Origin of the sequence: Cytobacillus firmus DS1 (genome assembly GCF_000565285.1) — a bacterium.
GTDB classification, from domain to species: domain Bacteria; phylum Bacillota; class Bacilli; order Bacillales; family Cytobacillaceae; genus Cytobacillus; species Cytobacillus firmus_A.
In genome coordinates, this window is the sequence record NZ_APVL01000001.1 from 147,595 (window position 1) to 160,019 (window position 12,425).

Sequence of the window (12,425 nt, forward strand, 5' to 3'; positions counted from 1 at the left end):
GTTCATTAAATATTCGAAATTAATCGTAAAAAATAAATTTACCCTGTCCTTTTGGGGTCGAAAAACATATTTATATATATGAAAGGGTTGCAATTCTCGAATCTGTCAAACCGAATTTAGCAGAATTCGAGCATAAAAATAGTGGAGGGATTTATATGAGTTCACTTTTGGTAAATGAAAGGCCAATGTTAATTCTTCCGTCATTGGCGGAAAAGGTGGGACTGAATGAGGCGGTGCTCATTCAGCAGATTCATTATTGGCTTGTGAAGAGCAGGCATATAAAAGAAGGGCGCAAATGGATTTACAATACATATAAAGATTGGAAGAAGCAGATGCCATTTTGGTCCCATGCGACGATCGGACGGACCATTCGCTCCCTTGAGGAAATGGGGTTCTTGATCTCTGCGAATTTTAATTCCAGTAAAATGGATAAGACCAAATGGTACACGATTGATTATAAAAAAATAGCAGAATTGGAAGCATCACTTGGCATAGAACATCGAGTATCTAAGGTTGAGGAAATGAATATAACAGATTGCGATCCCGAGGATGACAATGTGCAGCAACCAATACCAGAGACTACTACAGAGACTACAACAAAGAAAAAAGATATCCCTTATGCTGCGGTTATCCAATACTTGAACAGCCAAACCCAGTCAGAATACCGGACAGGCTCGAAGAAAACGAAGAATTTGATCCGGGCACGTTGGCTGGAGGGATTCAGTCTCGATGATTTTAAAAAGGTGATCGATCTGAAGGCGGAGGAATGGCTGCATGATCCCTATTGGAGGAAGTTCCTGAGGCCGGAGACACTGTTTGGTACCCGATTTGAATCGTACCTGAATCAAAAGCCGCTTGGCAAGCAGCTGCGGGAGGAGGATTTTAACCTTGATGACTAAACGGGAGACATATACGCTGCTGTCGCTGATTGCCGTTTATTACGAGCAGTTTGAGGTGAATCAGCAGAAAATTGATTACTGGCACGAGGTGCTGCAGCCTTATGAGGTTGAAGACCTGCGGCTGAATTTGTATCGGCATGTGGAGGTGTCACCTTATCCGCCGAAGATTTCGGATTTGGTACGGAAATCTGCAGCTGTTTCCAGAGCGATTCCGGATTGCCGGGAAACGGCGTATATTGTGCCGAAATCCTGGAAGCCGGCAAGGGAGGAAGTGGTTCAGGCTGAGCTGGCGAAAATGCGGGAGATTCTCGGGATCGCTAGGGGTGAAGCCTGATGCAGGGGTACGGGCTTTACAGTCAGGAGGCAGAAGAGGCTGCAGTGGGGGCGCTATTTTTGGAGGATGGGCTTATCAAAGACTGTACGCTGCGGCCGGAACACTTTTATTTAGCGAGACTAAAGCGGCTGTTGACGATTATTCTCCAGCTTGATGCGAAGGGGAAGCCTGTTGATGTAATTTCAGTTGTGGAGGAAGCGGGCAAGCACAATCTGGAGAGCATTGGGGGAATAAGCTATATCACCCAGATTGCCGGAAGTGTGCCGACTGTGGCGAACTTTTCATTTTATCAGGATACAGTTCTTGAATATTACCAGAAGCGCAAGGCTGTAGAAATTGCGGGGCGGATTCAGGAAAATGCACTGATTGGAGACATTTCCTGTACTTTGAGGGATGGCATACAGGATCTCATGCAGATTGAGGATCATGCAGGTGATGATGACTTGGGGGAGGTCATGCCTTCTTTGGTTGAGCTTTACGGGGAATCGGAAAAGGATCTTGGCGAAATGACCGGGATTCCGTCAGGTTTTTGAAATCTGGACAAGCTGACTGGCGGGTTTCAGGAATCTGATTTGATTATTGTCGGAGCGAGGCCCAGTGTCGGGAAAACAGCCTTTGCTCTAAATATGGCACTGAACGCAGCTGGTCAGGATGCGGCCCTTATTTTTTCACTGGAGATGTCCAAAAAGCAGCTCCTGAAAAGGATGATCAGCTGCAAAGGGGAAATCAGTTCGATTAAAATGAGAAACCCGAAGCGCTATTTCGGTGAGGGGGACTGGTCTCAATTTTCCGGTGTGATGGGGGCGTTTGATGATGTGAAGCTGCATATTTTTGATCAAGCGGGAATGGATATCGGGTACATCTGGTCCAAGGTCAGAAAAGCACGCCGGAAGTACGGTGAGGGTAAACGGATGCTGGTGGTGATTGATTATCTGCAGCTGATTGCGGGGGATTCCAGGCATCAGAACCGCCAGGCGGAAATCAGCGAGATCAGCCGGAAGCTGAAGACGATGGCAAGGGATTTGAATGTAGCGGTCATTGCCCTGTCACAGCTGAGCAGGGGCGTGGAAAGCAGGCAGGACAAGCGGCCGATGCTTTCAGATTTGCGGGAGAGCGGGCAGATTGAGCAGGATGCAGATGTGATAGCGTTTTTATACCGTGATGATTATTACTATAAGGAATCCGACCGCAAGGATACGATTGAGATTATCCTCACCAAACAGCGGAATGGGCCGATTGGGACAGTACGGCTGGCGTTTATGAAGGAGATTGGGAAGTTTGGAGATCTGCCGCCGGGGGAGTTAGGGTGAAGCGAAGTGAATTGGTTGGAATGTCCCTTTGGCATAAAGAGGTTGAATATTTGAGAGGTACTAATCGAGGCTAAATAGTTCCAATCAGATTAGCCAAACAGATAGCGAGCGGCACTAATTTGGAGAAATAGTGCTTTTTAGAATGGAAAAAGGGGAGAGTACGGCACTAATCGGCTGGAATAGTGCCTCTTAGAATGGAAAAGGGGGGAGGGAACGGCACTAATCGTGCTTAATCGTTCCCCTTAGAATGGAAAAAGGAAACGAGCGGCATCAATCAAGCTGAATAGTCTCTATCAAAATTGGAAAACTGAAGGCGAACGGGATTAATCCATCCAAATAGTCCTTTCTCAAATAAGCCCCCGCTGATTCTTCAAAGAGAGTTCCCCCACTCAAAAAAGGAATTATCAAAGCTCGCGAGGAATAATTAATGCGGGAGGAATGACTAATGAAAATTATTGCAGTTCACGAACATCCTCATTTATTGGATAGCGCAGTTCAATATTTCTGGGAGAATTGGGGAACAGAAGAAAACTTCACTTTTTATCAGGATTGCTTGATTCACTCCGGGAACACAGAGGACGGGATCCCGAGGTTTTATGCAGCCATCCAGGATGAGCAATTTATTGGCACGTATGCATTAATCCGCAATGATCTTAATAGCCGGCAGGATTTGCATCCGTGGCTGGCATGTCTGTACGTTGACCCGGACAGCAGAGGGAAGAAGCTTGGTGCCCGGCTGCTTGATCATGCTATTGAAGAAGCGGCGAAGCTTGGATTTAAAAAACTCTATCTCCAGACGGATTTGGAAGGGTATTATGAAAAATACGGCTGGATGCTTCGAGGAGAGGTGTACGGGGCGGGCGGCGGCTCCATTCCCTTTTATGAAAAGGGGACAGACGCGTAAAACTAAACGCCCAGGAATATCCTGAGCGTCTGTTTGAATGATTATTGCCGTTTTCCAAAAAACGTACCGGTCACTTCCTGTTCCTGAAGGGATAAAAGCTGGGAGACGGTAATGAATTCGTAGCCCTCTTTTTCAAGGTAGGTCAGCAGGTCTGGAAGTGCTTCAGCAGTTGGCTTATGGATATCGTGCATCAAGACGATGGAGCCTGGCACAGCATTGGCTTTCACGCTTTTTTGAATAGCCGAGGCATTGAGCGTTTTCCAGTCCAATGAATCGACCGACCATAGAATAAGCGGTTTATGGGCCATTCCGGCAATCTTCTTCACATCTTCATTCATGGCCCCATAAGGCGGGCGGATGGTAGCTGGAAACTGTCCGCTTGCTTCCTTGATTTTGCCGCTGGCTTCTTCCATTTCTTTGCGGATTCCTTTTTCGCCGAGGGATGAAAGGTCCGCATGGCTATCACTGTGATTTCCGATTTCATGGCCTTCTTCAGCCACCTGGCTTGCGAGTGCAGGATAGAATTGCGCCTGACTGCCAAGCATATAAAAGGTAGCCTTTGCATTATGCTTTTTTAAAATATCCAATATAAGCGGTGTGACTTTCGGGTGTGGCCCATCATCAAAGGTAAGAGCAATATACTTTCCGTTTGGATCAAGTGGAGCTGCATCCGGTTCTTCCACTTCAGGTTCAGGCAGCTGGATGTCAGGGAGTTTCAAATGCAGAGCAATTTCATCCTTTAAGAGGGGACGAATCTGTTCGATAGGAATTTTCACCTTGACCGCTCCGGCTGCACCGGCCGCAATTTCATATTCGTTAAAATAAAGCGTGAAATTCTTGCCGCTCAGTGACCATTTCCAGCTCGACGGATTTTCAAGCGCTTCGTCAAGCAGGTCATCAAATAGATAGTCCTGGAGTTCTTCCTTCTCGCCGATTTGGTTTTTTATCATCGCCCTGAGAGGCGTCAGGGACTCCTCATCCATACGGATCACATCGGCAAGCTGCACCATTTTCTGATTCGCAAGGTCGATCGTGAACGTTTTGACTGCCGCCTGCCCATTTGCACCGCCGGTGTACTGGTAGGCTTCAAATACAAGTGTGTACATGGTATCGGAGACTTTTTTCGGCTCAGCCTTGATATTGAGGTGGGCACGGAATTCTTCGCTGTCCAGAAATTGCCTGTTTGCCTTCACAAGTTCCAGGAAATCCTTTTCCTGAGTCTGGGTCCATTCTTTCATGGGTTTGTTCAAATTCTCAAATTCAGTGATCGGAGTACTGATCGCTAGGGTATAAGATGTCGTTTCCTTTGTCCGGGTTTCAAGGTTTAATCCGGGGAAAGCTGCCGGGGAAGTGGTTTCTGTTCTGGAAAAAGCCTGCAGGCTTGTGTCAGTTCCAGAGCTGATGAAATAATAGATGCCTGCAATGAAGATGCTGAATAATACCCATGATGGCCATTTTAACCGCTTAAGCAATGATATCCTTTCCTTTCCTGTCTGTAAAATTATGACTCTCCAAAGATATAATTATATCAGGAAATCTCCGGGCTGGAGAAAAATTCACCATTTACAATTAAAAAAATATAGTATAAAATAACACTTTAATCCGACTAAAAAGATAAGAAAAGGAGTGAATGAGGTTGGCTCAAGTTGAAATGAAAAATAAATCCTGGATTTCAGCACCAACAACAGTTGTTTCAAACTTAAATCCGATTCAAATGCCTTTCGTTGCAGCTGGTGTTCTTGCAGCTATCATTTTGTTCATTTCCATTATAAATACAGCGAACATGACACAGGGAGTTCTATTTATTATTGGAATTGCACTCGGCATGACTTTGCTGCATGCACGATTTGGCTTTACATCTGCCTTCAGACGCTTTGCCAGTGTAGGGAACGGGCAAGGGCTGCAGGCACATATGCTGATGCTCGCAGTTGCTTCTGCATTGTTTGCCATCATTTTAAGCACAGGCTTCAGTTTCACAGGTATTGAGCCTAAAGGGTATGTGTCTCCTGTAGGAGTGAGTGTCCTGTTTGGTTCCTTTATCTTTGGAATCGGGATGCAGCTTGGGAATGGCTGTGCATCCGGCACTTTGTATTCTGTAGGCGGAGGGCAATCCTCCATGATTCTGACGCTGATTTCTTTCATTGTGGGTTCCACGATCGGAGCGTACCACTTCTCGTTCTGGATGGAAGAAACACCGGCATTGCCGCCAATCTCCCTGGCTACCTCCACGGGACTAGGATATGGCGGGGCATTGGTGGTTCAGCTTGCATTGTTTGCCTTGATTTATTGGGTGACTCTGCAAATCGCGAAAAAGCGTAAAGCACCAATGATGAAAGCTTTGCCTACAACGGCTGGGTGGAAAAAAATCCTGCGAGGCTCATGGCCATTGTTCGCAGCAGCAATCGTATTGGCCTTGCTGAATGCATTGACTCTGACGGTCCGCGGAACGCCTTGGGGCATCACATCCGCGTTCGCACTATGGGGCGGAAAAACGCTGATGGCAATGGGCATCGACGTAACATCATGGGGATACTTTGCATCAGAGCCGAATTTAGCGGCATTGAAAAATACAGTGCTTGCTGATTCTACAAGTGTTATGAACTTCGGCATCATCCTGGGTGCCTTCATTTCAGCAGCATCACAGGGAACGTTCAAGCCTGGGAAAATCAAGCCGGGTGTCGCAGGTGCTGCGATTGTCGGCGGACTGCTGATGGGGTATGGTTCCCGCCTTGCATTCGGATGCAACATCGGCGCCTACTTCGGCGGCATTGCGTCCTTCAGTCTTCATGGCTGGGTATGGGCAATCATGGCGATGCTTGGAACCGGCGTTGCTCTGTTCATCCGTCCGCTGTTTGGATTGAAGAACCCGAAATCTACAGATTCGGTTTGTTAATGGAAAGCCTGGTGCTCTTTGAGTGCCAGGTTTTTTTAAAAGATAAGAAAGTATATAATTTTTGAACGTCGATAACTGTCTAGCGCAAGCAGCCTACCCCCTCGAGGTCACAAGCTTGTCTTGTGCTTGTCGGGGGTGACCAAGGCGCTTCCGCTTTTCTTATTTGGGAAACAGCTGGCTTAATTGGGGAAAAGCCTGACTGAATTGAGGAAACGACCAGCAAAAATGGGGAAACAAACTTGAGATTTGGGGAAACGGAAAGCCGAACCGGGGAAAGGTTTTGGGAGAGAAAAGCTGGCTTGCCGGCTTTTTACACAAATTCCATTTCATAACAGAGTTCTTCCTGCTGTGTATCTTCAAACCACTTCATTCCAGCCGCGGTCATGCCGATTTTTTCGAGCACCTTTCCGGATGCAGGGTTGGCTGGATCCACAGCTGCGGACATTTTCCGCACATTCGGGCCATTTTTCCTTAAAGCGGCCACGCATGCTGCGGCAGCTTCAGCAGCATATCCCTTTCCCCAGTAATGCTGATTAAAATGATAGAGGAGCTCGACTTCGTGTTCATTTTCTCCCGGATTAAACCCGCAAACCCCAATAAGGGCGGAAGTTTCTTTTAGCAATACAGTGTATACCGAGTAGCCTCTTTCATTTTGCAGCCGCCGGTAAAAATCGATGGAGCGCTTGATGCGGCTTTTCGTGCTGGCGCCACCGCAGTATTTCATTACCACCGGGCTGCCCCAAATCTCAAAAATTTCATTCAGGTCATCGGCCAGCATGGTCCGGAGCAGGAGCCGTTCCGTTTCAAAAGGAATGGTCATTCTATTCACCTCGTGCGGTTTTCTCTTCTATGAAAATATTATAAGATAGAGTGAGGAAAAACGTTAGGAGTTTTTGTCATGCACGTACTCTATAAAACTTTGATTTTGGGAATGGCCGCCGGCATCCAGGGAATCGCGATGACATTTTTCTTGTTTCCGCATTTTATCCCGTCCGGCGGTGCGGCAAGTCTGGCGGTATTATTCAATTATCTGCTGGACACGCCTTATTCGGTGACTCTATGGGTTTTGAATGCGGGCCTGCTGCTGGCAGCGGCCAAATGGCTCGGGAAAAGCAGTGTGATCTGGACGCTGTTTTGTGTTTCGGTTACTTCGGTTACGATTGATTTTCTGACTCCATACATTACGGAACCGCTGAATCCGGTTCTCCTGGACCTTTTGCTTGGAGCAGCAGTCTTTGGGGTTGGAGTCGGCATTTTATTCCGGATGGGCGCGTCGTCAGGGGGCATGGATATCCTCGCGTTAATCATTTCCAAAGCAAGGGGAAGTGCGCCGGGCCGGACGCTGTTTTACATAAATGGCAGTCTGCTTTTGCTTACAGGCGTTGTCGTGGACTGGAAGGTAATTGTTTATGCGGTGATCTGCCAAATGATCGGGACGCGGATGATTGATCTCATTTACAAGCTTGATGTAAAAGTACTTGTGGAGAAGTACTAGAGAAAGGGCCTTGCTGGCCTTTTCTTTTTTATGAAAAATATTTTTCTATTATTCTAACTGCAGGAAGATAAGGAGAATAGCAAAAAGAATAATAAAGAGGAAGAGGACAATGTCTGGGATGCAGGCGAGAATATGTATGAAGCAGGGGAGCAGCTGGCGGATGAGGGCTGTCTTGGCTGTGGCGGAGGGTGTTTTTTCAGGCTCTATTTCTTGTAATGACACCGCTATATTTTTTTCTGACATAGAAAGGACAGTGGGACCTGTCCTCTCTCAGATATATCAGCCAACATGTTAGGGAAATCGGCGGGTTTAATATTTTTCCGGTCACTTTTTAATGATATCTGCCAGAATTTCAATCTATCAATCTATCGGTCACACCCGCATTCCTGCAGCCTCACAAGGTGGGTATAAATGTATCAGCGGATGCTCGCCCGATTTTTCCGGTGCTCTTTCCGGGCTGCTGCCGTTGCATGCAGACGGATCTCTTCATCTGTCAAAGGCATCACTTTCGGAACCGGAACCGGCTTCCCCTTGTCATCCACTGCCACCATGGTCAGAAACGATTCTGTCGTCAGCTTGCTTTCGCCTGTCAGAAGGTTGGTGGATGTGACTTTCACATAGACTTCCATCGATGTCCGCCCTGTTGAAGTGACATAAGCTTCCAGGCTAAGGGCGTCCCCGACTGTGGCAGAGGACAGGAAATCAACCGAGTCAATCGAGGCCGTTACGACTACGCGATTAGAATGCTTCATGGCCGCAAGCGCCGCAATTTCGTCGATATACGACAGCACTTTTCCGCCGAAGATGGTTTGCAGGTGATTTGTATCAGGCGGGAGGACCAGTCTCGTCTGAATGGTTTTCGAGACATCCGTTGAATGGGCCTCTTCTAATTGATCCGCTTCCACCCATTCGGCTAACAGCTTTTCCCTGGCCAGCCTTGCTGCGTCCACCATCACTTTAAGTGCCTCAGTGGTTTCAGTCACGCCGCGTGTTTTCAGCCCGCAATCAGGGTTAATCCAGAATAGCTTCGGACCCAGGACTTGCAGGGCCCGGCCGATATTCCTTGTCATCTCCTCAACACTTGGAACACGCGGACTGTGAATATCATAAATTCCCAGGCCGATGCCTTTGGAATACGTGCTTTCCTCGAAAGCTCCAATCAGCTCGCCATGGCTCCTGGAGGTTTCGATGGAAATGACATCCGCATCCAGCGCATCGATCGCTTCGATAATATCTTTAAAATTGGAGTAGCACATATGGGTGTGGATTTGGGTTTCATTTTTAACAGATGCCGTTGCCAGTTTAAATGCATCTACGGCCGCATGCAGGTAGCTGTCCCAATTCTTTCTTTTTAGAGGAAGTCCTTCCCTGAGGGCCGGCTCATCCACCTGGATCATCCGGATTCCATGCTCCTCCAATGTTTCGATTTCTTTTCTTAATGCCAAGGCAATTTGATTTGCAACTGTAAACCGAGGGAGATCATTCCGGACAAATGACCAGTTCAGGATCGTGATCGGACCTGTCAGCATGCCTTTTACTGGCTTTGATGTCAGTGATTGGGCATAGACGGATTCCTTCAGGGTCATCGGCGCCTGGAAAAACACATCACCATAAATGATCGGCGGTTTAACACAGCGAGAGCCATACGACTGAACCCATCCCAGCTTCGTAAATTGAAAGCCGCCGAGCTTTTCGCCGAAATACTCAACCATGTCGGTCCGCTCAAATTCGCCGTGGACAAGCACATCCAGACCTAAATCTTCCTGGATTTGAATCCACTTCTTGATCTCCGCCTGAATAAATTGCTCGTACTCTTCATGTGTCAGCTCGCCTTTTCGAAATTTTTGCCTCTGCTTCCGGACTTCATGTGTCTGCGGAAGGCTGCCGATTGTAGTAGTGGGGAGGATTGGCAGCTTAAAAGCCGCTTCCTGTGCCTGATGGCGAACCTCAAACGGGGCGGACCGCTCCATTTTTACCGTGTTGAGATTATTCATTTTTTTCCGCACAGCCGGGTGATGGCGCTCATGTGAATCGGCCAGCTTTTTTATCGCAGCCAAGCTTTCCGAGATTTTATGCGCCGCTTTCTCTTTGCCGTTCTGTACCCCTTTGGCAAGGATGGTGATTTCCCGCAGCTTTTCATCAGCAAAGGAGAGACTGCCTTTTAAAGCGGCATCCAATCTGTCTTCATTTTGAACCGTTACAGGAACATGCAGAAGGGAAGAAGACGGCTGGATAATCAGGTTCTCGGCATATTCAGAAATTTCCTCAAGCAGGCTGAAGCATTCGGCCAAATCTGCCCTCCAGATATTCCGCCCATCAATCACACCTGCAGCAAGCACTTTGTCCTTCGGAAACCCAAACCCCTTTAAGGCTTCCAGATTACTGCCTCCATCATGAACAAAGTCCAGGCCAATTCCATGAACAGGGAGGGAAACCACATCTTCAAAAAATTCCACAGAGTCAAAATAGGTCTGCAGGATCAGCTTGATGTTCGGGACCGCTTCACTCAAAATTCCGTAAACCTCTTTAAAAAGCCGAATATCTTCCTGAGAAAGCGTGCTGCAAAGAATCGGCTCGTCCATTTGCACCCACTCGGCGCCTGCCTCCTGGAGTTCCTTCAGTACCTGAGCATACAGGGGCACAAACAGATGCACCATTTGAGTGAATTCACTCTTTTTATATCCTTTCGCCAATTTTACAAAGGTGATGGGGCCGAGGATAACAGACTTGCCGGCAATGCCAAGCTTCTGTTTCGCTTCTTTAAAAAGTTCACGCGGCCGGTTTTCAGCAAGGAAAGGGGTAGTTTGATCCAGCTCCGGTACAATATAGTGATAGTTCGTGTTAAACCATTTTGTCATTTCACAGGCTACAGCAGAAGAATTGCCTCTGGCCATGTCAAAATAGGTCTCCAATGAAACCTTGCCTCCACCATAGGCGAAGCGTGCAGGCACTAATCCAAACATCACAGCCGTGTCCAATACGTGATCGTACATGCTCCAATCTCCTACAGGCACCAGATCGATGCCTTGCTCCAGCTGGTTTTTCAGATGGTTCAGGCGCAGTTCTTCCATTTGTCTTAAGAAGGTTTCTTTATCTGCAGTGCCGTTCCAATATTGCTCGAGTGCCTTCTTCCATTCCCGATGTTCGCCAATACGCGGATAGCCTAAACTGGAACTCTTAGTTTTTACCAATCTGTCAACACTCCCGTCCTTTTTCTCTGTAAAAATAAAAAATCTCTCTTTTCATCGAAAAGAGAGATAAATGTGCATAATCAAATAGAGTTGGGGCGTCCCCGACTTGCTTACCTCACTCCTCTCTATATACCCGTAGAGTACAAGTGCATACAACAGGCAGGTCTCCTGGCTCTGGTTCTCCGCAGCTTAATCCCTTCCCATTTCAGATGAAACAGTGGTTTGATATAAGCAGCTCCCCAATACAGTGGCGGGACCGCGCCGGCATTTAACCGGTCTTCCCTTTTAACTGAACAATTTCGTTCAGCACCTGAAGCATTTGTTATGAAATTGTCTGATGATGCTAGCGGATCAGAAAACTCCGCAAAAATTTAAAAAATTTAAATTTAATGAAAATACTAGCATGGGATCCTGATGCTGTCAAAAGATTTTTAATACAGAACTCTCCACAAATAAAAAACAGCATACGCTTCCCAATTCTCCCAGCGGGCTGAATATGTCAGAATTTCCTCTCTCGCAGGCTTCCTTTCAGAGCCTGTGATCACTTTGATCGCATTATGCAGGCCGACATCATCGATAGGAAAAGCGTTCGGGAAGCGCAGGCACCGCATGAGGACATAATGGGCGGTCCAGGGGCCGATGCCGCGTATATTCGTTAGCCTTTTTTCTGCAGCTTTTACATTTCCCTCTTTCAGCAAGTCCTCTTTTGAAAGCTCGCCATTTGCAATTAAGCGGGCTATGTCTATCAGATATTCGCATTTTTTAACGGTCATTTTTAAGTCGGCAAGGTCTTCGATGGTTAATCCCGCAATTGTTTCAGCGGACGGAAAGAGCCAGTATTTGTTCCGGCCGATTTCCAGCGACTCCCCATATTTTTCAACGAGCCGCCGCTTTAGTGTATACGCATATGCAAGGTTAATCTGCTGCCCAAGGATTCCCCAGGCAAGAGCCTCGAATAAGTCGGGAATTCCCATAACTCTCAGTCCGAAAAATTTCTCTGCAGGCTTTTTCAGCAAGGGATCTGTTTGTGCCATCTCATAAAATGGGGTCAGGCTGGCTCCAAGGTCGAACCAATTATGAATATATTCCGCAATCTCCGCTTTCATTTGATGCGTGACGGGCTTATGAATGATGACGGAGAGAGATTGATCTGACACAGCACTTATTTCAATCAGCAGCTTTTCATTCCCGAAGGAAAGGGCGCGTCTAATGATCTCGCCGGAAATCTCATAAAGGCATTCATTAGCTGATCGTGACAAGTATCGCAGGTTTTCAGGAAAGCTGAATTCAGGCGGAGTGAAAAGGACCAGGCCATTTTCATCCTCTTTCCAGTTAACAAAGTGAGAGCTCATTTGGATTCCTCCTTATCTTTATTGTAAGGCCTCAGGATTACGTAATC

Annotated in this window: 9 protein-coding genes, 2 pseudogenes and 1 riboswitch; of the genes and pseudogenes, 6 read left to right on the forward strand and 5 right to left on the reverse strand. The window is 47.2% G+C overall.

The window, feature by feature from the left end; all coding sequences use genetic code 11:
- The first annotated feature begins 155 nt into the window (after positions 1-155).
- The 4 genes and pseudogenes from PBF_RS00795 to PBF_RS00810 all read left to right on the forward strand — a co-directional run bounded on the left by PBF_RS00795 (position 156) and on the right by PBF_RS00810 (position 3,447).
- A complete protein-coding gene (locus tag PBF_RS00795; RefSeq protein WP_035325793.1) occupies positions 156-899 on the forward strand; it encodes a conserved phage C-terminal domain-containing protein in 744 nt (247 codons plus the stop codon).
- Positions 892-1,233: a replicative helicase loader/inhibitor gene (locus tag PBF_RS00800; protein WP_035326587.1), complete on the forward strand. Its 342-nt coding sequence runs from the start codon at positions 892-894 to the stop codon at positions 1,231-1,233. Before PBF_RS00795 ends, PBF_RS00800 begins: the two co-directional genes overlap by 8 nt.
- Positions 1,233-2,543 (forward strand): annotated as a pseudogene (dnaB, locus tag PBF_RS00805) (replicative DNA helicase). The gene PBF_RS00800 and the pseudogene dnaB overlap by 1 nt, the downstream one beginning before the upstream one ends.
- Before the next feature lie 445 nt (positions 2,544-2,988).
- Positions 2,989-3,447, forward strand: a complete 459-nt coding sequence (locus tag PBF_RS00810; RefSeq protein WP_035325797.1) for a GNAT family N-acetyltransferase — start codon at positions 2,989-2,991, stop codon at positions 3,445-3,447.
- Positions 3,448-3,488: 41 nt separating this feature from the next.
- Here the strand turns inward: PBF_RS00810 and PBF_RS00815 are convergent, their stop codons facing one another.
- The gene (locus PBF_RS00815) at positions 3,489-4,919 is read right to left on the reverse strand and encodes a polysaccharide deacetylase family protein (RefSeq protein WP_035325800.1); all 1,431 of its coding nucleotides are present in this window, start codon (positions 4,917-4,919) and stop codon (positions 3,489-3,491) included.
- A gap of 158 nt (positions 4,920-5,077) precedes the next feature.
- Here PBF_RS00815 and PBF_RS00820 point away from each other — a divergent pair, with 158 nt between their 5' ends.
- The gene (locus PBF_RS00820) at positions 5,078-6,340 is read left to right on the forward strand and encodes a YeeE/YedE family protein (protein ID WP_035325804.1); all 1,263 of its coding nucleotides are present in this window, start codon (positions 5,078-5,080) and stop codon (positions 6,338-6,340) included.
- Between the two features lie 310 nt (positions 6,341-6,650).
- On the opposite strand, the gene PBF_RS00825 is transcribed toward PBF_RS00820, so the two are convergent.
- Positions 6,651-7,160, reverse strand: coding sequence for a GNAT family N-acetyltransferase (locus PBF_RS00825; protein ID WP_035325808.1), 510 nt, complete (start codon positions 7,158-7,160; stop codon positions 6,651-6,653).
- 78 nt (positions 7,161-7,238) lie between these two features.
- Here PBF_RS00825 and PBF_RS00830 point away from each other — a divergent pair, with 78 nt between their 5' ends.
- Complete coding sequence (locus tag PBF_RS00830) at positions 7,239-7,835, forward strand: YitT family protein (protein ID WP_035325811.1); 597 nt, start codon at positions 7,239-7,241, stop codon at positions 7,833-7,835.
- Between the two features lie 416 nt (positions 7,836-8,251).
- Here PBF_RS00830 and PBF_RS26975 read toward each other — a convergent pair whose 3' ends face one another.
- From PBF_RS26975 to PBF_RS00845, 3 genes and pseudogenes are all read right to left on the reverse strand, one after another.
- Entirely contained in the window at positions 8,252-8,740 is a 489-nt protein-coding gene (locus PBF_RS26975) for an acyl-CoA thioesterase (protein ID WP_275451087.1), read from the reverse strand.
- 9 nt (positions 8,741-8,749) lie between these two features.
- Positions 8,750-11,026 (reverse strand): annotated as a pseudogene (metE, locus tag PBF_RS00840) (5-methyltetrahydropteroyltriglutamate--homocysteine S-methyltransferase); the annotation flags it as partial.
- A 141-nt stretch (positions 11,027-11,167) separates the two neighbouring features.
- A riboswitch (cobalamin riboswitch) is annotated at positions 11,168-11,355 on the reverse strand.
- A 102-nt stretch (positions 11,356-11,457) separates the two neighbouring features.
- Positions 11,458-12,378: a DNA-3-methyladenine glycosylase 2 gene (locus PBF_RS00845; RefSeq protein ID WP_035325817.1), complete on the reverse strand. Its 921-nt coding sequence runs from the start codon at positions 12,376-12,378 to the stop codon at positions 11,458-11,460.
- Positions 12,379-12,425 lie beyond the last annotated feature (47 nt).

Bases quoted from the DNA above. Each gene is read 5' to 3' on its own strand.
- PBF_RS00795 (WP_035325793.1), top strand. From the start codon at position 156: ATGAGTTCACTTTTGGTAAATGAAAGGCCAATGTTAATTCTTCCGTCA.
- PBF_RS00800 (WP_035326587.1), top strand. From the start codon at position 892: ATGACTAAACGGGAGACATATACGCTGCTGTCGCTGATTGCCGTTTAT.
- PBF_RS00810 (WP_035325797.1), top strand. From the start codon at position 2,989: ATGAAAATTATTGCAGTTCACGAACATCCTCATTTATTGGATAGCGCA.
- PBF_RS00820 (WP_035325804.1), top strand. From the start codon at position 5,078: ATGAGGTTGGCTCAAGTTGAAATGAAAAATAAATCCTGGATTTCAGCA.
- PBF_RS00825 (WP_035325808.1), bottom strand. From the start codon at position 7,160: ATGACCATTCCTTTTGAAACGGAACGGCTCCTGCTCCGGACCATGCTG.
- PBF_RS00830 (WP_035325811.1), top strand. From the start codon at position 7,239: ATGCACGTACTCTATAAAACTTTGATTTTGGGAATGGCCGCCGGCATC.
- PBF_RS00845 (WP_035325817.1), bottom strand. From the start codon at position 12,378: ATGAGCTCTCACTTTGTTAACTGGAAAGAGGATGAAAATGGCCTGGTC.